21 protein-coding genes are annotated in these 23,305 nt (G+C 59.9%); 17 read left to right on the top strand and 4 right to left on the bottom strand.

The window, feature by feature from the left end; all coding sequences use genetic code 11:
- Positions 1 to 113: 113 nt before the first annotated feature.
- The 11 genes from sdhC (at position 114) to Q7F16_RS28345 (ending at position 14,367) form a co-directional block, all read left to right on the top strand.
- Positions 114 to 488, top strand: a complete 375-nt coding sequence (gene sdhC / locus Q7F16_RS28395) for a succinate dehydrogenase, cytochrome b556 subunit (protein WP_003179220.1) — start codon at positions 114 to 116, stop codon at positions 486 to 488.
- Positions 482 to 850 (top strand): succinate dehydrogenase, hydrophobic membrane anchor protein, encoded by a 369-nt coding sequence (gene sdhD, locus Q7F16_RS28390; protein WP_014339587.1) that lies wholly within the window; start codon positions 482 to 484, stop codon positions 848 to 850. Before sdhC ends, sdhD begins: the two co-directional genes overlap by 7 nt.
- A 3-nt stretch (positions 851 to 853) precedes the next feature.
- Complete coding sequence (gene sdhA, locus Q7F16_RS28385) at positions 854 to 2,626, top strand: succinate dehydrogenase flavoprotein subunit (RefSeq protein WP_014339586.1); 1,773 nt, start codon at positions 854 to 856, stop codon at positions 2,624 to 2,626.
- 11 nt (positions 2,627 to 2,637) lie between these two features.
- Positions 2,638 to 3,342, top strand: a complete 705-nt coding sequence (locus tag Q7F16_RS28380; RefSeq protein WP_014339585.1) for a succinate dehydrogenase iron-sulfur subunit — start codon at positions 2,638 to 2,640, stop codon at positions 3,340 to 3,342.
- A gap of 262 nt (positions 3,343 to 3,604) precedes the next feature.
- Positions 3,605 to 6,436 (top strand): 2-oxoglutarate dehydrogenase E1 component, encoded by a 2,832-nt coding sequence (locus Q7F16_RS28375; RefSeq protein ID WP_014339584.1) that lies wholly within the window; start codon positions 3,605 to 3,607, stop codon positions 6,434 to 6,436.
- 44 nt (positions 6,437 to 6,480) lie between these two features.
- Positions 6,481 to 7,701 (top strand): 2-oxoglutarate dehydrogenase complex dihydrolipoyllysine-residue succinyltransferase, encoded by a 1,221-nt coding sequence (gene odhB, locus Q7F16_RS28370; protein ID WP_409557318.1) that lies wholly within the window; start codon positions 6,481 to 6,483, stop codon positions 7,699 to 7,701.
- 113 nt (positions 7,702 to 7,814) lie between these two features.
- The gene (gene lpdA / locus Q7F16_RS28365) at positions 7,815 to 9,251 is read left to right on the top strand and encodes a dihydrolipoyl dehydrogenase (protein WP_014339582.1); all 1,437 of its coding nucleotides are present in this window, start codon (positions 7,815 to 7,817) and stop codon (positions 9,249 to 9,251) included.
- Between the two features lie 196 nt (positions 9,252 to 9,447).
- Positions 9,448 to 10,614, top strand: coding sequence for an ADP-forming succinate--CoA ligase subunit beta (sucC, locus tag Q7F16_RS28360; protein ID WP_003179235.1), 1,167 nt, complete (start codon positions 9,448 to 9,450; stop codon positions 10,612 to 10,614).
- Positions 10,614 to 11,498, top strand: a complete 885-nt coding sequence (gene sucD / locus Q7F16_RS28355) for a succinate--CoA ligase subunit alpha (RefSeq protein WP_014339581.1) — start codon at positions 10,614 to 10,616, stop codon at positions 11,496 to 11,498. Before sucC ends, sucD begins: the two co-directional genes overlap by 1 nt.
- 531 nt (positions 11,499 to 12,029) lie before the next feature.
- On the top strand, positions 12,030 to 13,343 hold the full coding sequence (gene brnQ / locus Q7F16_RS28350) for a branched-chain amino acid transport system II carrier protein (RefSeq protein ID WP_046063624.1): 1,314 nt from the start codon (positions 12,030 to 12,032) through the stop codon (positions 13,341 to 13,343).
- A gap of 286 nt (positions 13,344 to 13,629) precedes the next feature.
- Entirely contained in the window at positions 13,630 to 14,367 is a 738-nt protein-coding gene (locus tag Q7F16_RS28345) for a DUF599 domain-containing protein (protein ID WP_014339579.1), read from the top strand.
- 73 nt (positions 14,368 to 14,440) lie between these two features.
- Here Q7F16_RS28345 and Q7F16_RS28340 read toward each other — a convergent pair whose 3' ends face one another.
- Positions 14,441 to 14,695, bottom strand: a complete 255-nt coding sequence (locus tag Q7F16_RS28340; RefSeq protein WP_014339578.1) for a hypothetical protein — start codon at positions 14,693 to 14,695, stop codon at positions 14,441 to 14,443.
- A gap of 157 nt (positions 14,696 to 14,852) precedes the next feature.
- Here Q7F16_RS28340 and Q7F16_RS28335 point away from each other — a divergent pair, with 157 nt between their 5' ends.
- From Q7F16_RS28335 to Q7F16_RS28320, 4 genes are all read left to right on the top strand, one after another.
- Positions 14,853 to 15,329 carry a PaaI family thioesterase gene (locus Q7F16_RS28335; protein WP_014339577.1) on the top strand — a complete coding sequence of 159 codons (477 nt, stop codon included), beginning with the start codon at positions 14,853 to 14,855 and terminating at the stop codon, positions 15,327 to 15,329.
- A complete protein-coding gene (locus Q7F16_RS28330) occupies positions 15,326 to 15,787 on the top strand; it encodes a PaaI family thioesterase (protein WP_409557319.1) in 462 nt (153 codons plus the stop codon). The genes Q7F16_RS28335 and Q7F16_RS28330 overlap by 4 nt, the downstream gene beginning before the upstream one ends.
- A gap of 87 nt (positions 15,788 to 15,874) precedes the next feature.
- Positions 15,875 to 17,779 carry a molecular chaperone HtpG gene (gene htpG / locus Q7F16_RS28325; RefSeq protein ID WP_409557320.1) on the top strand — a complete coding sequence of 635 codons (1,905 nt, stop codon included), beginning with the start codon at positions 15,875 to 15,877 and terminating at the stop codon, positions 17,777 to 17,779.
- Positions 17,780 to 17,848: 69 nt separating this feature from the next.
- The gene (locus Q7F16_RS28320; protein ID WP_186652412.1) at positions 17,849 to 18,577 is read left to right on the top strand and encodes a dienelactone hydrolase family protein; all 729 of its coding nucleotides are present in this window, start codon (positions 17,849 to 17,851) and stop codon (positions 18,575 to 18,577) included.
- 141 nt (positions 18,578 to 18,718) lie between these two features.
- Here the strand turns inward: Q7F16_RS28320 and Q7F16_RS28315 are convergent, their stop codons facing one another.
- On the bottom strand, positions 18,719 to 19,579 hold the full coding sequence (locus Q7F16_RS28315) for a pirin family protein (RefSeq protein WP_409557321.1): 861 nt from the start codon (positions 19,577 to 19,579) through the stop codon (positions 18,719 to 18,721).
- A 120-nt stretch (positions 19,580 to 19,699) separates the two neighbouring features.
- Between Q7F16_RS28315 and Q7F16_RS28310 the strand changes: the two genes are divergently transcribed.
- Positions 19,700 to 20,722, top strand: a complete 1,023-nt coding sequence (locus Q7F16_RS28310; RefSeq protein WP_409557324.1) for an amidohydrolase family protein — start codon at positions 19,700 to 19,702, stop codon at positions 20,720 to 20,722.
- A 136-nt stretch (positions 20,723 to 20,858) separates the two neighbouring features.
- A complete protein-coding gene (locus Q7F16_RS28305) occupies positions 20,859 to 21,323 on the top strand; it encodes a DUF3859 domain-containing protein (protein ID WP_014339571.1) in 465 nt (154 codons plus the stop codon).
- Between the two features lie 117 nt (positions 21,324 to 21,440).
- Here the strand turns inward: Q7F16_RS28305 and fabB are convergent, their stop codons facing one another.
- Together fabB and fabA are read right to left on the bottom strand one after the other, a co-directional pair.
- Positions 21,441 to 22,661: a beta-ketoacyl-ACP synthase I gene (gene fabB, locus Q7F16_RS28300; protein WP_014339570.1), complete on the bottom strand. Its 1,221-nt coding sequence runs from the start codon at positions 22,659 to 22,661 to the stop codon at positions 21,441 to 21,443.
- A gap of 11 nt (positions 22,662 to 22,672) precedes the next feature.
- Entirely contained in the window at positions 22,673 to 23,188 is a 516-nt protein-coding gene (gene fabA / locus Q7F16_RS28295) for a 3-hydroxyacyl-[acyl-carrier-protein] dehydratase FabA (RefSeq protein WP_003204400.1), read from the bottom strand.
- Between the last annotated feature and the right edge of the window lie 117 nt (positions 23,189 to 23,305).

Genomic DNA, 23,305 nt, shown 5'->3' with positions numbered 1-23,305 from the left:
TTGGGCCTGCTTTCTTGGGGGTCGTCACTCCCTGGGTGGTGAGTACCTGACCAGTGCGCGCCCCAACAACTTTGCCCTGATTGTTAGGGGCTCTTCAGTGTGAAAAAAAAGCCGTGAAAAGCCAACGACCTGTAAACCTAGACCTAAGGACCATCAAACTCCCAGTCACTGCTTACACGTCCATTCTTCACCGTATTTCCGGTGTCATCCTCTTCGTCAGCCTGGCCATCATGCTTTATGCATTGGACAAGTCGCTCGATTCGGAAGAAGGCTTCGGTCAGGTGAAAGCGTGTCTGACCAGTCCGCTAGCCAAGCTAGTGATTTGGGGCATCCTGTCCGCCTTGCTGTATCACTTGGTTGCCGGTGTGCGCCATTTGATCATGGACATGGGCATCGGTGAGACGCTGGAAGGCGGCAAGCTGGGCTCGAAAATCATTATCGCCGTGTCTGCGGTGCTGATCGTTCTGGCAGGAGTCTGGATATGGTAACCAACGTCACGAACCTTTCGCGTTCGGGCCTCTACGACTGGATGGCCCAGCGTGTGTCTGCGGTCGTTCTCGCGGCTTACTTCATTTTCCTGATCGGATATGTCGTGGCAAACCCTGGCATTGGCTACGCCCAATGGCATGAACTGTTCGCAAACAACTGGATGCGCATCTTCAGTCTGCTGGCCCTTGTCGCACTGGGCGCTCACGCCTGGGTCGGTATGTGGACCATCGCGACCGACTACCTGACGCCAATGGCGTTCGGCAAGTCGGCGACTGCCGTACGTTTCCTCTTCCAGGCAGTATGCGGCGTTGCGATGTTCGCTTACTTCGTCTGGGGTGTGCAGATTCTCTGGGGTATCTGATCCATGGCTAACATTCCAACGATTTCTTTCGACGCCATCATCATTGGTGGTGGCGGTGCCGGCATGCGCGCGGCGCTGCAACTGGCACAGGGCGGTCACAAGACTGCCGTGATCACCAAGGTCTTCCCGACCCGTTCGCACACTGTTTCCGCCCAGGGCGGCATCACCTGTGCCATCGCTTCGGCCGACCCGAACGATGACTGGCGCTGGCACATGTACGATACCGTCAAGGGTTCCGACTATATCGGTGACCAGGATGCTATCGAATACATGTGTCAGGAAGGCCCGGCTGCCGTTTACGAACTGGACCACATGGGCATGCCTTTCTCGCGTACCGAGCAAGGTCGTATCTACCAGCGTCCGTTCGGTGGCCAGTCCAAGGACTACGGCAAGGGCGGTCAGGCTGCACGTACTTGCGCAGCGTCCGACCGTACCGGTCACGCACTGCTGCACACCCTTTACCAGGGCAACCTGAAAGCCGGTACCGTGTTCCTGAACGAGTACTACGCTGTCGATCTGGTGAAGAACCAGGATGGCGCTTTTGTCGGCGTGATCGCGATCTGCATCGAAACCGGCGAAACCACCTACATCCGCGCCAAGGCCACCGTACTGGCGACCGGCGGTGCAGGTCGTATCTATGCCTCCACCACCAATGCCCTGATCAACACCGGTGACGGCGTTGGCATGGCCCTGCGTGCAGGCGTACCGGTGCAAGACATCGAAATGTGGCAGTTCCACCCAACCGGCATCGCCGGCGCCGGTGTACTGGTCACCGAAGGTTGCCGCGGTGAAGGCGGTTACCTGATCAACAAGCACGGCGAGCGTTTCATGGAGCGTTATGCTCCGAACGCCAAGGACCTTGCCGGTCGTGACGTGGTTGCCCGTTCGATGGTTAAAGAGATCATCGCCGGCAACGGCTGTGGCCCGAATGGCGACCACGTGATGCTCAAGCTCGACCACCTGGGCGAGGAAGTGCTGCACAGCCGCCTGCCAGGTATCTGCGAACTGTCCAAGACCTTCGCTCACGTCGACCCGGTCGTTGCGCCGGTTCCAGTGGTTCCAACCTGCCACTATATGATGGGCGGCGTTGCCACCAACATTCATGGCCAGGCAATCACTCAGAACGCCGAAGGCGTGGACGAAATCATCCCTGGCCTGTTCGCAGTGGGTGAAGTGGCGTGCGTATCGGTCCACGGTGCAAACCGCCTGGGCGGCAACTCGTTGCTCGACCTGGTGGTCTTCGGTCGCGCTGCTGGCCTGCACCTGGAAAAAGCCCTGTCCGACGGTATCGAATACGACGATGCCACCGACGCCAACATCGAAGCCGCCCTGGCGCGTCTGTCCGCTCTGAACGAGCGTACCGAAGGCGAAGACGTGGCGACCCTGCGTCGCGAATTGCAAAACTGCATGCAGAACTACTTCGGTGTATTCCGTACCGGCGAATACATGCAGAAGGGTATTGCCCAGCTGGCGCAATTGCGTGAACGAATCGCCAACGTGAAGATCAACGATAAGTCGCAGGCGTTCAACACTGCCCGTATCGAAGCGCTGGAATTGCAGAACCTGCTGGAAGTGGCTGAAGCTACCGCCATTGCTGCCGAAGTACGTAAAGAGTCCCGCGGCGCTCACGCCCGTGAAGACTTCGAAGATCGTGACGACGAAAACTGGCTGTGCCACACCCTTTACTTCCCGGGTGACAAGCGCGTGACCAAGCGTGCTGTGAACTTCTCGCCGAAGACTGTTCCGACTTTTGAACCTAAGATTCGGACTTATTAAGGGTGGCCGCCATGTTGCAAGTCAGTGTTTATCGCTACAACCCTGATCAGGACGCTGCGCCGTTCATGCAGGAATTCCAGGTCGATACCGGTGGTAAAGACCTGATGGTGCTGGACGTGCTGGCCCTGATCAAAGAGCAGGACGAGGGTTTCTCCTATCGTCGCTCTTGCCGCGAGGGCGTTTGCGGCTCCGACGGCATGAACATCAACGGCAAGAACGGCCTGGCCTGCATCACGCCGCTGTCTGCGGTGGTCAAGGGCAACAAGCTGATCGTTCGTCCGTTGCCAGGTTTGCCGGTTATCCGTGACCTGGTCGTCGATATGAGCATCTTCTACAAGCAATACGAGAAGGTGAAGCCATACCTGCAGAACGACACGCCGGCTCCGGCCATCGAGCGTCTGCAGTCTCCAGAAGAGCGTGAAAAGCTCGACGGTCTGTACGAGTGCATCCTGTGCGCTTGCTGCTCGACCTCGTGCCCATCGTTCTGGTGGAACCCGGACAAGTTCCTGGGCCCGGCCGCCCTGCTGCAAGCTTACCGCTTCCTGGCAGACAGCCGTGACACCAAGACGTCCGAGCGTCTGGCTGCACTGGATGACCCGTTCAGCGTATTCCGCTGCCGCGGGATCATGAACTGCGTCAACGTCTGCCCGAAAGGCCTGAACCCGACTAAGGCCATCGGTCACGTACGTAACATGCTGCTGCAGAGCGGCGTGTGATTCAGCTGCTGTACCCGTAGGACCGCTTTACCCGTAGAAGGCCAGGCGCGGGCTTCAACCCGCGCTCAGGCTATAACCAGAACAGCCGCTTACAAAGCGGCGGTTCTTATTTTGAAGAAATGAGACAAGCAGGGGCATCCGGGCTGGTACCCGGACTATCAGCGTGATCCTAAGTGGCTTGTTTTAGTCGCTGCACTCGGACTTCTGCAAGTTTGCTCGGTGTTTTCGCCGGTGGTGTTCCCCTAATCGAGGGTGACCAAGCATGCAAGAAAGCGTGATGCAGCGCATGTGGAACAGTGCCCACCTCTCCGGTGGTAACGCTGCCTATGTGGAAGAGCTCTACGAGCTCTACCTGCACGACCCTAACGCTGTGCCAGAAGAATGGCGCACCTACTTTCAGAAGTTGCCGGCTGACGGTAACTCTGCCACTGATGTTTCGCACTCGACGATTCGCGATCATTTCGTGTTGCTGGCAAAGAACCAGCGCCGCGCTCAACCGGTATCTGCCGGCAGCGTGAGCAGTGAACACGAGAAGAAGCAAGTTGAAGTGCTGCGACTGATCCAGGCCTACCGGATGCGAGGCCACCAAGCAGCCCAGCTCGACCCGCTGGGGCTGTGGCAGCGTCCTGCACCTGCAGACCTGTCGATCACTCATTACGGCTTGACCAATGCCGATCTTGATACGACCTTCCGTGCCGGCGACCTGTTCATCGGCAAAGAGGAAGCGAGCCTACGCGAAATTCACGAAGCGTTGCAGCAGACATATTGCCGCACCATCGGCGCTGAATTCACGCACATCACCGATTCCGAGCAGCGCCAGTGGTTCCAGCAGCGTCTGGAAAGCGTTCGTGGCCGTCCGACGTACTCCGCCGATATCAAGAGCCACTTGCTCGAGCGCGTTACCGCCGGTGAAGGCCTGGAGAAGTACCTGGGTACCAAATACCCGGGCACCAAGCGTTTTGGCCTGGAAGGTGGTGAAAGCCTGATTCCGATGCTGGACGAACTGATCCAGCGTTCGGGTTCCTACGGCACCAAGGAAATCGTCATCGGCATGGCCCACCGTGGTCGTCTGAACGTACTGGTCAACACCTTCGGCAAGAACCCGCGCGAATTGTTCGACGAGTTCGAAGGCAAGAAGAAGGTCGAGCTGGGTTCCGGTGACGTGAAATACCACCAGGGCTTCTCGTCCAACGTGATGACCACAGGTGGCGAAGTGCACCTGGCCATGGCCTTCAACCCGTCCCACCTGGAAATCGTTTCCCCGGTGGTCGAGGGTTCGGTCCGTGCCCGCCAGGATCGCCGCAACGACCCGACCGGTGAAAAGGTCCTGCCGATCTCCATCCACGGTGACGCGGCATTCGCCGGTCAAGGCGTGGTCATGGAAACCTTCCAGATGTCGCAGACCCGCGGTTTCAAGACCGGCGGTACCGTGCACATCGTGATCAACAACCAGGTCGGTTTCACCATCAGCAACCCGGAAGACTCGCGCTCCACCGAGTACGCAACCGACGTCGCGAAGATGATCCAGGCGCCGATTCTCCATGTGAATGGCGATGACCCGGAAGCCGTGCTGTTCGTGACCCAGTTGGCCATCGACTACCGCATGCAGTACAAGCGCGACGTGGTGATCGACCTGGTCTGCTACCGTCGTCGCGGCCACAACGAGGCCGACGAGCCAAGCGGCACCCAGCCGCTGATGTACCAGCAGATCGCCAAGCAGCGCACTACTCGTGAGCTGTATGCCGAGCGCCTGACCCAGGGCGGTGTGCTGGATGCAGCGCGCGTCCAGGAAAAAGTCGATGAATATCGCAATGCCCTGGATAACGGCCTGCACGTTGTAAAAAGCCTGGTCAAAGAGCCGAACAAAGAGCTGTTCGTGGACTGGCGTCCATACCTGGGCCACGCCTGGACCGCGCGTCACGACACCCGTTTCGACCTCAAGACCCTGCAGGAACTGTCCGCCAAGCTGCTGGAAATCCCGGAAGGCTTCGTGGTTCAGCGCCAGGTCGCGAAAATCTACGAAGACCGGCAGAAGATGCAAGCCGGCGGCCTGCCGATCAACTGGGGTTACGCCGAAACCATGGCGTACGCGACCCTGGCGTTCGAAGGTCACCCGATTCGCATCACCGGCCAGGACGTAGGCCGCGGTACTTTCTCGCACCGCCACGCGGCGCTGCACAACCAGAAAGACGCCAGCACCCACATCCCGCTGCAGCACCTGTACAAAGGCCAGCCACGTTTCGACCTGTACGATTCGCTGCTGTCCGAAGAAGCCGTCCTGGCGTTCGAATATGGCTACTCCACCACCGAGCCAAATGCGCTGGTGATCTGGGAAGCCCAGTTCGGCGACTTCGCCAACGGTGCCCAGGTGGTTGTCGACCAGTTCATCACCAGCGGCGAGCACAAGTGGGGCCGTCTCTGCGGTCTGACCATGCTGTTGCCACACGGTTATGAAGGGCAGGGGCCGGAGCACTCTTCGGCACGTCTGGAGCGTTACCTGCAGCTGTGCGCCGAGCACAACGTCCAGGTCTGCGTACCGACGACTCCGGCGCAGATCTACCACCTGCTGCGTCGTCAAGTCATCCGTCCGCTGCGCAAGCCGCTGATCGTGCTGACACCGAAGTCGCTGCTGCGTCACAAACTGGCGATCTCCACGCTCGAGGATCTGGCCGAAGGCTCGTTCCAGACCGTTATTTCGGAAATCGACACCCTGGATGCGGCGAAGGTCACTCGCCTGGTCCTGTGCAGCGGCAAGGTCTACTACGACCTGCTGGAAAAACGTCGTGCCGAAGGCCGCGAAGACATCGCCATCGTGCGTATCGAGCAGCTTTACCCGTTCCCGGAAGAAGACCTGATGGAGGCCATCGCGCCTTACACCAACCTCACCCATGTGGTGTGGTGTCAGGAAGAACCGATGAACCAAGGCGCGTGGTACAGCAGCCAGCATCACCTGCGTCGCAGCATCGGCAACCATAACAAGGCCCTGGGCCTGGAATATGCCGGCCGTGATGCTTCTGCTGCACCTGCGTGTGGTTATGCGTCGATGCACGCCGAGCAGCAGGAAAAACTGCTGCAAGATGCCTTCACTGTTTAACGCCTTCGCGCTGACTGAAACCGAATTTTAAGGACCCACAGATAATGGCTATCGAAATCAAAGCCCCGTCATTCCCGGAATCGGTTGCCGATGGCACCGTTGCCACCTGGCACAAGAAACCAGGCGAGGCCGTCAAGCGTGACGACCTGATCGTCGACATCGAGACCGACAAGGTCGTGCTGGAAGTATTGGCCGAAGCTGACGGCGTGCTGGGCGCAATCGTTGCCGGGGAGGGCGCTACCGTTCTGTCGAACCAGGTCCTGGGCTCGATCGAAGAGGGCGGTGCTGCTGCCGCTGCTCCGGCCGCTGCTGCACCGGCTGCCGCTCAGGCTGCTGCTCCAGCCGCTGGTGGCGAAGACGATCCTGTCGCTGCCCCTGCTGCTCGCAAGCTGGCTGAAGAGAATGGCATCAACATCGCTTCCGTTGCCGGCACTGGCAAAGGCGGTCGTGTGACCAAGGAAGACGTGGTTGCCGCCGTTGCCGCCAAGAAAGCCGCGCCAGCCGCCGCGCCAGCCAAGCCTGCCGCACCTGCCGCTGCCGCTCCGGTGTTCGCTGCCGGTGACCGCGTTGAAAAACGCGTTCCGATGACCCGCGTTCGCGCTACCGTGGCCAAGCGTCTGGTAGAAGCCCAGTCGAACATGGCGATGCTGACCACTTTCAACGAAGTCGACATGACCGAAGTCATGGCCCTGCGTTCGAAGTACAAGGATCTGTTCGAGAAGTCCCACAATGGCGTACGCCTGGGCTTCATGTCGTTCTTCGTCAAGGCTGCCACCGAAGCGCTGAAACGCTTCCCGGCCGTCAACGCGTCGATCGACGGTTCCGACATCGTCTACCACGGCTACGCCGATATCGGTGTTGCTGTTTCCAGCGACCGTGGCCTGGTGGTTCCGGTACTGCGTAACGCCGAACTGATGAGCCTGGCCGAAATCGAAGGCGGCATCGCCACCTTCGGCAAGAAGGCCCGTGACGGCAAGCTGTCCATCGAAGAGATGACCGGCGGTACGTTCACCATCACCAACGGTGGTACATTCGGCTCGATGATGTCGACCCCGATCGTCAACCCGCCACAAGCGGCTATCCTGGGCATGCACAACATTCTGCAGCGTCCTATGGCGATCAATGGTCAGGTCGTGATTCGTCCGATGATGTACCTGGCACTGTCCTACGATCACCGCCTGATCGACGGCAAAGAAGCCGTGACGTTCCTGGTCACCATCAAGAACCTGCTTGAAGATCCGGCTCGTCTGCTGCTGGATATCTGATTTTCGCCGCGAGGGCCGGTCTGTTGTGACCGGCCTCTTGCTGAAACAACCGGTTTCGTCCCTCGACGGTCATCACAAGTGATCGTCCGGTTTGATTCGAAAAGGAATGACTCATGACTCAGAAATTCGACGTGGTAGTGATTGGTGCGGGCCCTGGCGGCTACGTAGCGGCCATCAAGGCTGCGCAACTGGGCCTTACCACTGCCTGCATCGAGAAATACACCGACAAGGAGGGCAAGCTGGCCCTCGGCGGTACTTGCCTGAACGTCGGTTGCATTCCTTCCAAGGCGCTGCTGGACAGCTCCTGGAAGTTCCACGAAGCGCAGGATGGCTTCAAGATCCATGGTATCAACCACGCTGGCGTGACCATGGACGTGCCGGCGATGGTCGGTCGCAAGGCCAACATCGTCAAAGGCCTGACCTCCGGCGTTGCTACCCTGTTCAAGGCCAACGGCGTGACCTCGATCCAGGGTCACGGCAAGCTGCTGATGGGCAAGAAAGTCGAAGTGACCAAGCCAGACGGTTCGGTTGAAGTGATCGAAGCCGAAAACGTCATCCTGGCACCAGGCTCGCGTCCGATCGACATTCCACCGGCTCCGGTCGACCAGAACGTGATCGTCGATTCCACCGGCGCCCTGGAGTTCCAGAGCGTACCAAAACGCCTGGGCGTGATCGGCGCCGGCGTGATCGGCCTCGAGCTGGGTTCGGTATGGTCGCGCCTGGGCGCGCAAGTGACCGTACTGGAAGCCCTCGACACCTTCCTGATGGCCGCTGACACTGCGGTTTCCAAGGAAGCGCTGAAAACCCTGACCAAACAGGGCCTGGACATCAAGCTGGGCGCTCGCGTCACCGGTTCGAAGGTCAACGGCGAAGAAGTCGTGGTCACCTACACCGACACCAACGGCGAACAGACCATCACCTTCGACAAGCTGATCGTCGCGGTCGGCCGTCGTCCTGTGACCACCGACCTGTTGGCTGCCGACAGCGGCGTGGAAATCGATGAGCGCGGCTTCATCCAGGTTGATGATCAATGCGCTACCACCGTACCGGGCGTCTTCGCCATCGGTGACGTGGTTCGCGGCATGATGCTGGCACACAAGGCATCCGAAGAAGGCATCATGGTCGTCGAGCGCATCAAGGGCCACAAAGCCCAGATGAACTATGACCTGATCCCATCGGTTATCTACACCCACCCGGAAATCGCATGGGTTGGCAAGACCGAGCAGGCCTTGAAAGCCGAAGGCGTTGAAGTTAACGTCGGCACCTTCCCGTTTGCAGCCAGTGGCCGTGCCATGGCAGCCAACGATACCGGTGGTTTCGTGAAAGTCATCGCCGATGCCAAGACGGATCGCGTATTGGGCGTTCACGTCATTGGCCCAAGCGCTGCCGAGCTGGTACAGCAAGGCGCGATCGGCATGGAATTCGGCACCAGCGCTGAAGATCTGGGCATGATGGTCTTCTCCCATCCGACCCTGTCCGAAGCCTTGCACGAAGCGGCCCTGGCCGTAAATGGCGGCGCCATCCACGTGGCCAACCGCAAGAAGCGTTGATAGACAATAAGAAACCACGGCGGTATGGCCCGTCGTGAGCCTTGCGAGCAAGACTCACCGCGGAATATCCGCTGGACGCAGCCTTGCGTAGCCGAACCGGTTAACTGGAACGCTACGCAAGCAGCAGTCACAGGTGGTGCGGCACCAGAACGGTGCAGCACCGAATGCGCAGTACCTAACGAAGACGGTAATAAGCATGAATCTTCACGAGTATCAGGGTAAGCAGCTGTTCGCTGAGTACGGCCTGCCAGTATCCACCGGTTACGCGGTAGACACCCCGGAAGCGGCAGCAGAAGCTTGCGACAAAATCGGCGGCAGCGAATGGGTTGTCAAAGCCCAGGTTCACGCCGGTGGTCGCGGTAAAGCGGGCGGCGTCAAGCTGGTTCGCAGCAAAGAAGACGCCAAAGCCTTCGCACAGCAGTGGCTGGGCAAGCGTCTGGTGACTTACCAGACTGACGCCAACGGTCAGCCAGTCACCAAGATCCTGGTTGAATCGTGCACTGATATCGCTAAAGAGCTGTACCTGGGCGCTGTCGTTGACCGTTCGAGCCGCCGCATCGTGTTCATGGCTTCCACCGAAGGTGGCGTGGACATCGAGAAAATCGCTCACGATACCCCTGAGAAAATCCTCAAGGCCACCATCGATCCACTGGTTGGCGCACAGCCATTCCAGGGTCGCGAGCTGGCATTCCAGCTGGGCCTGGAAGGCAAGCAGGTCACTCAATTCGCCAAGATCTTCGTAGGTCTGGCCAAGCTGTTCCAGGACCACGACCTGGCACTGCTGGAAGTGAACCCGCTGGTGATCAAGGCCGACGGCGACCTGCACTGCCTCGATGCCAAGATCAACATCGACGCCAACGCCATGTACCGTCAGCCTAAGCTGAAGACTTTCCACGATCCGTCGCAAGACGATCCGCGCGAAGCGCACGCTGCCAAGTTCGAACTGAACTACGTAGCCCTGGAAGGTAACATCGGCTGCATGGTCAACGGTGCTGGCCTGGCCATGGGTACCATGGACATCGTCAACCTGCATGGCGGCAAGCCAGCCAACTTCCTCGACGTGGGCGGTGGTGCTACCAAGGAACGCGTAACCGAAGCGTTCAAGATCATCCTGTCCGACACCAACGTCGCTGCAGTACTGGTCAACATCTTCGGCGGCATCGTTCGCTGCGACATGATTGCCGAAGGCATCATCGGCGCCGTGAAAGAAGTTGGCGTGAAAATCCCGGTTGTTGTTCGCCTTGAAGGCAACAACGCTGAGCTGGGCGCTAAAGTACTGGCAGAAAGCGGTTTGAACATCATCGCTGCTACCAGCCTGACCGACGCTGCTCAACAAGTTGTCAAAGCTGCGGAGGGCAAATAATGAGCGTCCTGATCAATAAAGACACCAAGGTTATCTGCCAGGGTATTACCGGTTCGCAAGGTAGTTTCCACACCCAGCAAGCCCTGGAATACGGCACCAAGATGGTTGGCGGCGTAACGCCAGGCAAAGGCGGCACCGAGCACCTGGGCCTGCCAGTGTTCAACACCGTGAAAGACGCTGTAGCCGCCACTGGCGCCACCGCCAGCGTGATCTACGTTCCAGCTCCTTTCTGCAAGGACTCCATCCTTGAAGCAGCGTTCGGCGGCATCAAGCTGATCGTCTGCATCACCGAAGGCATCCCGACCATCGACATGCTGGAAGCCAAGGTCAAGTGCGACGAGCTGGGTATCACCCTGATCGGCCCTAACTGCCCAGGCGTGATCACCCCAGGCGAATGCAAGATCGGCATCATGCCAGGTCACATTCACTTGCCAGGCAAGGTCGGTATCGTTTCCCGTTCCGGCACCCTGACCTACGAAGCTGTGAAGCAGACCACTGACGCCGGTTTCGGTCAGTCGACTTGCGTCGGCATCGGCGGTGACCCGATCCCAGGCTCGAACTTCATCGACATCCTGAAGCTGTTCCAGGAAGACCCGAAGACCGAAGCGATCGTCATGATCGGTGAGATCGGCGGTTCGGCTGAAGAAGAAGCGGCTGCCTACATCAAGGCCAACGTGACCAAGCCGGTTGTTTCCTACATCGCTGGTGTGACTGCTCCTCCGGGCAAGCGCATGGGCCATGCTGGCGCAATCATCTCTGGCGGCAAAGGCACTGCAGACGAGAAATTCGCTGCTCTGCAAGACGCAGGCGTGAAAACCGTGCGTTCGCTGGCAGACATCGGCAAGGCCCTGGCCGAGCTGACTGGCTGGGAAATGAAGAAGTAAGCTTCGGCTGACCTTTTCGCTCCAGCAACAAAGGCCACCTTCGGGTGGCCTTTGTCGTTTCTGGCCGACTGTACAGCCGCTCTACTTGGGGAATGTAGGGAGGCTCTTGTGGCGAGGGAGCTTGCTCCCGCTCGGCTGCGCAGCAGTCGTAAACCAGGCCGCGCCGTTTTACCTGGATAGATCCGGTTTGCCTGCATTGGGGCCGCTGCGCAGCCCAGCGGGAGCAAGCTCCCTCGCCACAAGGGCATGAGTGAATTTCATTGTGGGAGCGAGCTTGCTCGCGATGACGGAATTACAGTCGCCAACCATTTACATGCAAAAACGCGACACGCGGACGTCGCACATCGGATAGTTTGCCCCTTTACAGTGCGTTTCATCGCCAAATTCGTTAGGCTAGCAGCCATTTTTGCGACCGCTGCCCACAAGGAAGCGCCGCGCTAAACGGGTCGGTCCCATACGGATCGGCAGCATTTCCCTCACCCATAAGGGAAATCCCTCTCTAAATTCCGATTCAGTAGTGTGGTTTCCTTAATGAAAGTGTTGAAAGGCCAGGATGTCCTGGCGCTTGGTTTCATGACATTTGCCCTGTTCGTCGGGGCCGGCAACATCATCTTCCCGCCTATCGTCGGTTTGCAGTCCGGGCCTCATGTCTGGATGGCGGCGCTGGGCTTTTTGATCACGGCGGTCGGGCTGCCGGTCATCACGGTCGTTGCACTGGCCAAGGTGGGCGGTGCGATGGACGCCTTGAGCAGCCCCATCGGCAAGGTCGCCGGCGGCTTGCTGGCGGCGGTGTGCTACCTGGCCGTCGGCCCGTTGTTCGCCACGCCGCGTACCGCCACCGTTTCGTTCGAAGTCGGCTTGGCGCCGTTGACCGGTGAAAGCCCGCTGGCGCTGTTCCTCTACAGTGCCGCGTATTTCCTGCTGGTGTTTTTCATCTCGCTCTACCCGGGCCGCCTGCTGGACACCGTCGGACGCTTCCTGGCGCCACTGAAGATCATCGCCCTGGCCGTGCTCGGCATCGCGGCGTTTGCCTTGCCCGCGGGTGATATCGGCGTGGCCACTCCCGAGTACATCGCGGCACCGTTCTCCCAAGGGTTCATCAATGGCTACCTGACCATGGATACCCTGGGCGCCTTGGTGTTCGGCATTGTCATCGTCAACGCGATCCGTTCCCGGGGCGTCGAGTCGCCGGCCTTGATCACCCGCTATGCGATCATCGCCGGGCTGATTGCCGGGGTGGGCCTGGCGCTGGTCTACGTCAGCCTGTTCCGCCTGGGTTCGGGCAGCCATGAAGTGGCCATGGGCGCGACCAACGGCGCGGCTGTGCTGCATGCCTACGTGCAACACACCTTCGGCAGCCTGGGCAGCGGTTTCCTGGCGGTGCTGATCTCCCTGGCGTGCCTGGTGACTGCTGTCGGCCTGACCTGCGCCTGCGCCGAGTACTTCAGCCGCGTACTGCCGCTGTCCTACAAGACCCTGGTCGTGATCCTGGCGGCCTTTTCGCTGCTGGTGTCCAACCTGGGCCTGACCAAGCTGATCGCCTTTTCGATTCCGGTCCTCACCGCGATCTACCCACCGTGCATCGCCCTGGTGGCCCTGAGCTTCTGCAAGGACTTCTGGCACGAGCAGGGGCGCATCGTTGGCCCGGTGATGCTGGTGTCATTCCTGTTTGGCCTGATCGATGCGCTCAAGGGCGCCGGCCTGGCGGACTGGATGCCGACGCAACTGGCCCATCTGCCGCTGAGCGAGCAAGGCCTGGCCTGGCTGGTGCCTTCGGTGATGACCCTGGCGGTCGCGGTGGTGTGCGATCGCCTGCTGGGCAAACGCAGCGAAGCGTTGGCTTAAGCGGCCTACAGGCAGATCCATCGGCAAGAACTGAAATGCCCCGTATCAATCGATACGGGGCATTTTTTTTGAGTGCAGTGTCTTTTTCCATGGACTAACGTCGAAGCAGTGTCTTGAAAAACCTGCACAGAACCCTGTGGGAGCGAGCTTGCTCGCGATAGCGGTCTATCAGCCACCTCATCGCTGACTGATCCGACGCCATCGCGAGCAAGCTCGCTCCCACAGGTCGGCATTTCAAGGCAAGTCTGGCTTTAGACGTCATGTTTTTAGACACACAGGAAATCGAATGTCATTCATCCAAGCCAACCTGATCCACCTGCTTGCCGCCGCCTGGTTCATCATCTGCTGGGCGGGCTACACCCGTTATGCCACCTGGAAGGCGCGCGACACGGCCTGCCTGGCCAGTGTGATGCACCTGTACCGCGAAGACTGGATGCGCCGCATGTTGCTGCGTGAGAACCGTATCGCCGATGCCAGCGTGATCGGCAACCTGGAGCGCAACGCATCATTTTTCGCCTCCAGCACACTGATCATCCTGGCCGGTATCCTGACAGTACTCGGGGCGTCCGATCGGGCGGTGTCGTTGCTGGCGGACATCCCCATGGTGCAGCAGGCTTCCCAGGGCATGGCGGAGGTCAAGTTGCTGTGCCTGGCACTGGTGTTCGTGTATGCGTTCTTCACGTTCAGTTGGTGCATGCGCCAGTACAACTTCGCGGCAGTCCTGATTGGCTCGGCACCGATGATCGGCGAGCGCCATGTGTCGGAGCAAGAGCGCAAGGCCTTTGCATTAAGGGCGGCGCGAGTGATCTCCATGGCCGCTAACCAGTTCAACTTCGGCCTGCGTGCCTATTACTTCGGCATGACCATGTTGGCGTGGTTCGTCAGCCCCTGGTTATTCATGTTGATGAGTGCTGGCGTGGTGTTTGTGTTGTACCAGCGCGAGTTTCACTCCGATGTGCTGGACGTGATGGTCTATACCCCCACGGAAGCGCCAGTGCCCGAGGTGGGCAAGGAAGCGGCCTGACAGCCGACGCCGCCAAATCGCAGGCAAAAGAAAACCCGCACCAGGCGGGTTTTCTTTTGCCGCTAAAACCGTATCAGTTGGTTTTAGGCGCTTCGGGAGCAGGGGCATTTTCCTGCTGAGCGGCGCTGTTCGATTCAGACTGAGCTTTGGCGGCTTCGGCGTTTTCTTTCGCCGCGTCGTTCACTTTATCCTGTGCTTTGTTCATGTCTTGCTGAGCTTGCTCAGCGTGTTGTTGGGCATCTTGAGCTTTGTCCTCGGATTTTTTATCGCAGGCAGCGAGGCCGAGGGAAGCGGCCAACATCAAGGCAATAGCAAAAGTCTTACGCATGGGGTGTTTCTCCTTATGGAAATAACTACTGGCCTTTTGAACGCCACCCCTCGGATTAAGTTCCTGTTGCATAACAGATATATAACTTTGCACTGCAACGGAACTTTGTGGATCGCGCCTGTCGCCAGGTCTCGTCACTCACTGGAGCGTTAATCAAATGGCCGAAGACCCCGTTTTTGAGCGTGCGACACGCTTTTTATCCGCACTCAGGCATTGCCAGGTGCTGGGCTTGAAGCTGCACAGCGCCAGTCGTGACGGGCTGACGGTCATCCTGCCGTTCAGCCCGCAAATTGTCGGCAATCCCCTGACGGGCATCATCCACGGCGGGGCATTGACCTCATTGATGGACACTGCGTGCGGCATGTCGACCCTATGTGTGCTGCCGCAATTCGAAGTCTGTCCCACCCTCGACCTGCGCATCGACTACATGCACGCCGCCGAGCCCCACAAAGATGTCTACGGCTTCGCGCAATGCTATCGGGTGACCCCGGACGTGATCTTCAGCCGGGGTTTCGCCTATCAGGACGATCCCGAGCAACCCATCGCCCATGTGGTGGGCACCTTCATGCGCCTGGGCCAGCATGCCAGGGGCATGGGGAAGGCCAGCCCAATGACCGCCGTGGGCCAGCCATGACCGATACCACCCAGGAACAACTGCGCCGCGCCTGCGAGCAGGGCGACTACGCGCTGCTGCTCGCCTCGATTCCCTATGCCCAACTCATCGGTGTCGAATGCACGCGCCAGGGCGACGACTTGTTGTTTCGCCTGCCGGCCAACAAAGACAACATTGGTAACCCTTTACTGCCGGCCATCCACGGTGGGGTCATCGCCGGGTTCATGGAACTGGCCGCTGCCGTGCATTTGTTGATCGCCACCGGCACGCCGGGCATACCGAAAATCATCGACTTTTCCCTGGATTACCTGCGCACCGGACAGTTTCGCGACACCTACGCCAAATGCCAGGTCTGGCGCCAGGGCCGGCGGGTCGCCAACGTCGCGATCACCGCCTGGCAAGACGTCGAGGCCGAACCCATCGCCACTGCCCGGGCACATTTCAAGATCCAGGAGCCTTCAAAACCGGATCGCCCTTGAAATCATCAGCGTTGCCCCCACCTTGAGGACATCCCGCCGCCAATCTCAGCGAGGCGGACACCACCATCCACTTGGAGTTTGATGACCATGAGCGTGGAAACTCAAAAGGAAACCCTGGGCTTCCAGACCGAGGTGAAGCAACTGCTGCACCTGATGATTCACTCGCTGTATTCCAATAAGGAAATTTTCCTTCGCGAGTTGATTTCGAACGCCTCTGACGCTGTCGACAAATTACGTTTCGAAGCCCTTTCCAAGCCCCAATTGCTGGAAGGCGGCGCTGAGCTGAAAATCCGTGTGAGCTTCGACAAGGACGCCAGAACCGTCACCCTCGAAGACAACGGCATCGGCATGAGCCGCGAAGAGGTGATCACGCACCTGGGCACCATCGCCAAGTCCGGCACCGCCGACTTCATGAAGAACCTGTCGGGCGATCAGAAGAAGGATTCCCACCTGATCGGTCAGTTCGGCGTCGGTTTCTATTCCGCGTTCATCGTTGCCGACCAGGTCGAAGTGTTCAGCCGCCGTGCCGGCGTCGCTGCGAGCGAAGGCGTGCACTGGTCGTCCAAGGGCGAGGGCGAGTTTGAAGTCGCCACCCTCGACAAGGCTGATCGTGGTACCCGCATCGTGCTGCACCTCAAGTCCGGCGAAGACGAGTTCGCCGATGGCTGGCGCCTGCGCAACATCATCAAGAAGTACTCCGACCATATCGCGCTGCCGATCGAGTTGCCGAAGGAAGTCACCGCTGCCGAAGGCGAAGAAAAGCCTGAAGTGGAATGGGAAACCGTCAACCGCGCCAGTGCCTTGTGGACCCGTCCGCGCACCGAGGTGAAAGACGAGGAATACCAGGAGTTCTACAAGCACATCGCCCACGACTACGAGAACCCACTGAGCTGGAGCCATAACAAGGTCGAAGGCAAGCTGGAATACAGCTCGCTGCTGTACGTGCCGGCCCGTGCACCGTTCGATTTGTACCAGCGCGAAGCGCCACGCGGCCTGAAACTGTACGTGCAGCGCGTGTTCGTGATGGACCAGGCCGAATCGTTCCTGCCGTTGTACCTGCGCTTCATCAAGGGTGTGGTGGATTCCAACGATTTGTCGTTGAACGTTTCGCGGGAAATCCTGCAGAAAGACCCGATCATCGATTCCATGAAGTCTGCACTGACCAAGCGCGTGCTGGACATGCTGGAAAAACTGGCGAAGAACGAGCCCGAGCAGTACAAGGGCTTCTGGAAAAACTTCGGCCAGGTCATGAAAGAGGGCCCGGCCGAGGACTTCGCCAACAAAGAGAAAATCGCCGGCCTGCTGCGCTTTGCGTCGACCCAGGGTGACGATGGCGAGCAGATCGTTGGCCTGGCCGATTACCTGGCCCGCGCCAAGGAAGGCCAGGACAAGATCTACTACCTGACCGGTGAAACTTATGCACAGGTCAAGAACAGCCCGCACCTGGAAGTCTTCCGCAAGAAAGGCATCGAAGTGCTGCTGCTGACCGACCGCATCGACGAGTGGCTGATGAGCTACCTCAGCGAATTCGACGGCAAGAGCTTTGTCGACGTGGCGCGTGGTGACCTGGACCTTGGCAACCTGGATTCGGAAGAAGACAAGAAGGCCGCCGAAGAAGTCGCCAAGAGCAAGGAAGGCTTGGTCGAGCGGATCAAGACCGCCCTGGGCGACGCAGTCAGCGAAGTGCGTGTCTCGCACCGCCTGACCGATTCCCCGGCGATCCTGGCCATCGGTGAGCAGGACCTGGGCCTGCAAATGCGCCAGATCCTCGAAGCCAGCGGCCAGAAAGTCCCGGACTCCAAGCCGATCTTCGAATTCAACCCGGCCCACCCGTTGGTGGAAAAACTCGACAACGAGCAGAGCGAAGAGCGTTTCGGCGATCTGTCGCACATCCTGTTCGACCAAGCGGCCCTGGCAGCTGGCGACAGCCTGAAGGACCCGGCGGCGTATGTGCGTCGCCTGAACAAGCTGCTGGTTGAACTGTCAGCTTAAGCAAGTGCAGGAAAAACCCGCTTCGGCGGGTTTTTTCATTTCCGGTGTTCCGTTCAAGAGGAGTCAGTCATGAGTCAGGTTACGGTTCGTTCGCTGGTCTATCAGATCGAAGGGCAAAGTTATGAAGGCCGCCTGGCCTTCGACGTCAATCAGCAGGGCCCGCGCCCGGGCTTGCTGATGGCACCGAACTGGATGGGCGTAGGGGCGGGGGCCGAGGAGATCGCCAAGTCGGTGGCGGCCAACGGTTATGTGGTGTTGATCGCCGACCTGTACGGGCAGACGGTCCGCCCGAGCAATGCCGATGAGGCGGGGGCGGCGATGATGCCCCTCAAGAACGACCGGGCCTTGTTGCGCAAGCGCATGCAGGCGGCGTTCGAGCAACTGCAGAGCCAGGGCGAAGCGCAGGTCGACGCTTCCAGGCTGGCCACGTTCGGCTTTTGCTTTGGGGGCTGCTGCGCCCTGGAACTGGCCCGTAGCGGCGCACCGCTGAAGGCGGCGATTTCCTTCCACGGCACCCTGGATACGCCAAACCCGGCCGATGCGCAGAACATCAAGGGCGCGGTGTTGGTCATGCATGGCGCCTCCGACCCGCTGGTGCCGAAAGAGCAGCTACCGGCCTTCGAAGCTGAAATGAACGCCGCCGGGGTGGATTGGCAACTGCTGAGCTACGGCGGTGCGGTGCATTCGTTCACCGACCCGCAGGCCAATGTGCCGGGCAAGATGATGTACGACGCCAAGGTTGCCGGGCGGGCGTTCCGGTCGATGCATAACTTGTTGGATGAAGTGTTCAGGGGCTGAGATTGGGGCGTTTGATACAAAGCCATCGCGAGCAAGCTCGCTCCCACATTTGACCGGGGGGTTCGCAGCACTTGCGAACGACACCGATCCAGTGTGGGAGCGAGCTTGCTCGCGATGACTGCCTGACAGGCAACCTTGAATCTAGGGCAACTCGATCCGCTCGCTTTCCCCCGGCACCGTCGGCCAATCCCCTGCCGCCCAGCGCCGGCGGGCTTCATCGAGCCGGGCCGGGTCGCTGGAGACGAAGTTCCAGTTGATCCGTCGCGGCCCGTCCAGGGGCGCACCGCCGAACAGCACGGCATGGCAGTCGCTGTCGGCAAACAGCGTCATTTCTTCCGCTGTCGGCAATATCACCAAGGAGTGAGCCTGCACCGGCTCGCCGTCCAGCAACGCCTCACCGCTCAATACGTACAGGGCCCGCTCCGCATGCTCGGTGGGAATCAGCAAGGTCGTTGCAGTTTGCAGGTTCAATTCGGCATACAGCGTCGGCGACAGTACCGGCACCGGCGATTCCAGGCAAAAGCCTGACCCGGCGATCATGCGGATGCTGACCCCCAGGTTCTCGCTGACGGGCAGGCTATGTGCCGGGTGATGACTGTAGTGGCCGGGACCCTGTTCGTGGGACTGGGGTGAGGCCAGCCAGACTTGCAACCCGTGCATGACAAAAGCGTTGCCCAGCAATGACTCAGGGGTGCGTTCGACATGGGCGATGGCGCTGCCAGCGGTCATCCAACTGACATCCCCGGCGTCCACCACCTGGTCGGAACCCAGGCTGTCCTTGTGTTGGAGTTTGCCTTCGAACAGGTAGGTGAGTGTGGACAGGCCGATGTGCGGATGCTGGCGGATGTTCATGCCTTTGCCGGCCGGGTAGGTGGTTTGCAGCATGTGATCGAAAAACACGAAAGGCCCGACGCTGCGGCATTTGGCGGACGGCAGCGGGCGAAGAATCGGCTGGCCTTCGACATCTTCGGCGCGGGGGCGAATGGTCAGGGGAGTGGTCATGTTGTCTTCCAGGTTGAACAACGGTTGCACGAAGCATAACCCGCCGCCGGCAGGCGCGGCAGATGCGCCTTGAACCCGAGCGGGACGGTTGGGGTCTACGGTGTTCATGGCTATTGGAGACTGCCCGTGCCCTTGACCCGTTTGATCTTCGCCTGGCTGCTGGTCGTTTCGAGTAGCGGCGCCGTTGCCCGCGAATATGCCTACAGCGATGCACACCTGCATTACGTCGATTTCTTTCAGGAAAGCGCTGGCATGCCCGAGTTGCTCCAGGCGATGACGGACAATCGCATTGAGCATGTGATGATTTCCGGTGTGCCGGTGGCCAAGAAATGGCATGAGGACGAGCCCAAGCGTCCGCGCTATTACGCCGGTGACGACGCGGATGCCTATTGGTACAGCGCCACCGACGTGATTGTCGCGGCAGCGGTGAGCAAACTGACCGCCGAACAACGTCGGCACTTCCATCCATTCCTGTCGGGCTTCAACCCCAACGACAAGAACTCCGCCGCCCACATCCAGCGCATGCTCGATCTCTACCCGGGGTTGTGGCAAGGCATCGGCGAGGTCTTCACCCGCCATGACGACCTGACGGCGCTGACCGCGGGCGACACCCCACGGGCCAACAACGAAGCCATGACGCGGATCTATCACCTGGCGGCCGAGAACGATCTGCCGGTGATGCTGCATTCCAACATCACTTCCAAGCGTGAGAAAAATCCGCTGTACCTGGCAGAAATCGAGGAGCCGTTGCGCAATCACCCGCACACGCGCTTCATCTGGGCCCACGCCGGTACCAGCATGGAAATCCATCGCCACCAGACCAACTTGGATTTTCTGTTGCCGACTCTGACCCGCATGCTCGAGGCTTACCCCAATCTGTACATAGACCTGTCCTGGAGCGTGCTCACGCCGTACTTGCTGGACGAGGCGGGCAAGCCCCGGGATGAGTGGGTAAAGCTGGTGGAGCGCTTTCCTGAGCGCTTCATGGTGGGGTCGGATGTCGTCGGGCGGTTCGACAAGTTGGGCCAGGAGCTGCGCAGTTTCGATCCGTTTCTCGATGCCTTGCCGCAAGACGTGGCGCGGAAGGTGGCGCGGGATAACTTTCTGGCGGTGTTGTGTGGGAGCAAGGCTTGCCCGCGATGAAGACGGCGCCGGCTTCCGGGGAAACGAGGTGCCTGCATCGCGAGCAAGCTTTGCTCCCACAGACCAACATTGCTTTGTCATCAGCCTGTCACTCCCGCGTCATACCCTCGCGCTCATCTCAATCAAGGAGCGCACTATGCACCTCACCCGTTCAAGCGCACTGATCGCGCTGTTGTTGACCTGCGGCCTGGCACAGGCCGAAGTCCGTGTCGAAGGCCCGGTGGAATACGGCGTCTTCGAAGGGCCGCAAGCCGAGCTGCAATCGGGAGAGCGGGTCCTGCGGCGCAGCAACGAGCAGATCCGCCAGACCGAGAGCGTGCCGGCGAAGCTGGGCACCAAGTTCGGCATGCGCTATCAGTTGGCTGGCAAGGTCGCGGACGACCAGCCGTTGACCCTGTTGTACTTCACCCCCGGCATCCGCACCCCCGATGGTGTGCGCCACGATAAGTTCGAGGTCATCCAGAAGCTGGTGCCCGGCGCGCCTCAGGATGTCATGGCCTACGAATTCACCGAAAGCCACGAAGTGGTGCCGGGGGAGTGGCGGTTCATGGTGTTCCAGGGCGATCGGCTGCTGACGCAGCAGCGGTTTGTCGTGCGTTGATTGAGGGAGCACTGTGGGAGCAAGCTCGCTCCCACAATGAACTTGGGCATATTTGCCAGGCAAAAAAAACGCCCCGAACCAGTCGGGGCGTTTTTGTGTGTGGCGTAGCGGCGGGGCTTACTTGCCCTGCCAGCGCTGCATGACCAGGGTGGCGTTGGTGCCGCCGAAGCCGAAGCTGTTGCTCATCACGGTATTGATGGTGGCGTTTTCGCGAGTCTTGGTCAGGATTGGCAGGTCGGCCACTTCCGGATCCAGTTCGTCGATGTTGGCGGAACCGGCCATGAAATTGCCTTCCATCATCAGCATGCAGTAGATCGCTTCGTGAACGCCGGCGGCGCCCAGGGAGTGACCTGACAGGCTCTTGGTGGAGCTGATGGCCGGGGCCTTGTCGCCGAACACTTCGCGCACACCTTTCATTTCCGCGACGTCGCCGACCGGAGTCGAGGTGCCGTGGGTGTTCAGGTAGTCGATCGGTGCATCAACGGTGGACATGGCCATCTGCATGCAACGCACGGCGCCTTCACCGCTTGGTGCGACCATGTCGTAGCCGTCGGAAGTGGCGCCGTAGCCGACGATTTCCGCGTAGATCTTGGCACCACGGGCCAGGGCGTGTTCCAGCTCCTCGACCACCACCATGCCGCCGCCGCCAGCGATGACGAAGCCGTCACGGTCTGCATCGTAGGCGCGGGAAGCCTTGTCCGGGGTGTCGTTGCGCTTGCTGGACAGGGCGCCCATCGCGTCGAACAGGAACGACTGGCTCCAATGTTCTTCTTCGCCGCCACCGGCGAACACGATGTCTTGTTTGCCCATCTGGATCTGCTCGACCGCATTACCAATGCAGTGGGCACTGGTGGCGCAAGCGGAGGAGATCGAGTAGTTCAAACCCTTGATCTTGAACGGCGTGGCCAGGCAGGCGGAAACGGTGCTGCCCATGGTCCGCGTGACGCGGTACGGGCCAACGCGCTTGACGCCTTTTTCGCGCAGGATGTCCAACGCTTCCATCTGGTTCAAGGTGGAGGCGCCACCGGAGCCGGCGATCAGGCCGGTGCGCGGGTTGGAAACCTGCTCTTCGGTCAGGCCGGAGTCAGCGATGGCGTCCTTCATGGCCAGGTAGGCGTAAGCCGCCGCGTGGCCGACGAAACGGTAGATCTTGCGATCGATCAGCTCTTCGAGGGGAAGGTCAATGGAGCCGGAAACCTGGCTACGCAGACCCATTTCGGCATATTCCGGATTGAACCGGATGCCAGGGCGACTTGCACGCAGGTTAGCGGAGACGGTCTCTTTGTCATTGCCCAGGCACGAAACGATGCCCAGACCAGTGATAACGACGCGGCGCATGCGGATAACCCTTAGAAGTTGTCAGTGGAGGTGAAAACGCCAACCCGGAGGCCTTCGGCGGTGTAGATCTCGCGACCATCCACGGCGACCGAACCATCGGCAATGGCCATGTTCAGCTTGCCCTTGAGGACACGCTTGATATGAATGTTATAGGTGATTTTCTTGGCGGTCGGCAGGACCTGACCAAAGAACTTCACTTCGCCCGAGCCCAGGGCGCGACCGCGACCCGGCAGGCCTTGCCAGCCGAGGAAGAAACCGACCAGTTGCCACATGGCGTCCAGGCCCAGGCAGCCCGGCATGACCGGATCACCTTCGAAGTGGCAGGCGAAGAACCACAGGTCCGGAGTGATATCCAGCTCGGCGACCAATTCACCTTTGCCGTACTTGCCACCCTCTTCGCTGATATGGGTGATGCGATCCACCATCAGCATGTTCGGGGCGGGCAGTTGCGCGTTACCTGGGCCGAACAGCTCACCGCGACTGCAGCGCAGCAGATCTTCCCGGGTAAAGGCGTTTTGTTTGGTCATGCGAGCTCCTCAATAGTCCCATGCGGCAGGGTGGGGCAAATCTTCCCGGCCGACCGAAGCGTTCATGCCTCGAATCGACAGCCTACTCATAGACTATTGCGTTGTAGTGAAAGTCAC

Source organism: Pseudomonas sp. Lb2C2, assembly GCF_052112205.1.
Classification (GTDB): domain Bacteria; phylum Pseudomonadota; class Gammaproteobacteria; order Pseudomonadales; family Pseudomonadaceae; genus Aquipseudomonas; species Aquipseudomonas kilonensis.
Note: the sequence above shows the minus strand (reverse complement) of the source record. Positions and strands in the feature narration are given on the sequence as shown.

Coding starts and splice junctions, on each gene's coding strand:
- sdhD (WP_014339587.1), top strand. CDS start 482: ATGGTAACCAACGTCACGAACCTTTCGCGTTCGGGCCTCTACGACTGG.
- sdhA (WP_014339586.1), top strand. CDS start 854: ATGGCTAACATTCCAACGATTTCTTTCGACGCCATCATCATTGGTGGT.
- Q7F16_RS28380 (WP_014339585.1), top strand. CDS start 2,638: ATGTTGCAAGTCAGTGTTTATCGCTACAACCCTGATCAGGACGCTGCG.
- Q7F16_RS28375 (WP_014339584.1), top strand. CDS start 3,605: ATGCAAGAAAGCGTGATGCAGCGCATGTGGAACAGTGCCCACCTCTCC.
- odhB (WP_409557318.1), top strand. CDS start 6,481: ATGGCTATCGAAATCAAAGCCCCGTCATTCCCGGAATCGGTTGCCGAT.
- lpdA (WP_014339582.1), top strand. CDS start 7,815: ATGACTCAGAAATTCGACGTGGTAGTGATTGGTGCGGGCCCTGGCGGC.
- sucC (WP_003179235.1), top strand. CDS start 9,448: ATGAATCTTCACGAGTATCAGGGTAAGCAGCTGTTCGCTGAGTACGGC.
- sucD (WP_014339581.1), top strand. CDS start 10,614: ATGAGCGTCCTGATCAATAAAGACACCAAGGTTATCTGCCAGGGTATT.
- brnQ (WP_046063624.1), top strand. CDS start 12,030: ATGAAAGTGTTGAAAGGCCAGGATGTCCTGGCGCTTGGTTTCATGACA.
- Q7F16_RS28345 (WP_014339579.1), top strand. CDS start 13,630: ATGTCATTCATCCAAGCCAACCTGATCCACCTGCTTGCCGCCGCCTGG.
- Q7F16_RS28340 (WP_014339578.1), bottom strand. CDS start 14,695: ATGCGTAAGACTTTTGCTATTGCCTTGATGTTGGCCGCTTCCCTCGGC.
- Q7F16_RS28335 (WP_014339577.1), top strand. CDS start 14,853: ATGGCCGAAGACCCCGTTTTTGAGCGTGCGACACGCTTTTTATCCGCA.
- Q7F16_RS28330 (WP_409557319.1), top strand. CDS start 15,326: ATGACCGATACCACCCAGGAACAACTGCGCCGCGCCTGCGAGCAGGGC.
- htpG (WP_409557320.1), top strand. CDS start 15,875: ATGAGCGTGGAAACTCAAAAGGAAACCCTGGGCTTCCAGACCGAGGTG.
- Q7F16_RS28320 (WP_186652412.1), top strand. CDS start 17,849: ATGAGTCAGGTTACGGTTCGTTCGCTGGTCTATCAGATCGAAGGGCAA.
- Q7F16_RS28315 (WP_409557321.1), bottom strand. CDS start 19,579: ATGACCACTCCCCTGACCATTCGCCCCCGCGCCGAAGATGTCGAAGGC.
- Q7F16_RS28305 (WP_014339571.1), top strand. CDS start 20,859: ATGCACCTCACCCGTTCAAGCGCACTGATCGCGCTGTTGTTGACCTGC.
- fabB (WP_014339570.1), bottom strand. CDS start 22,661: ATGCGCCGCGTCGTTATCACTGGTCTGGGCATCGTTTCGTGCCTGGGC.
- fabA (WP_003204400.1), bottom strand. CDS start 23,188: ATGACCAAACAAAACGCCTTTACCCGGGAAGATCTGCTGCGCTGCAGT.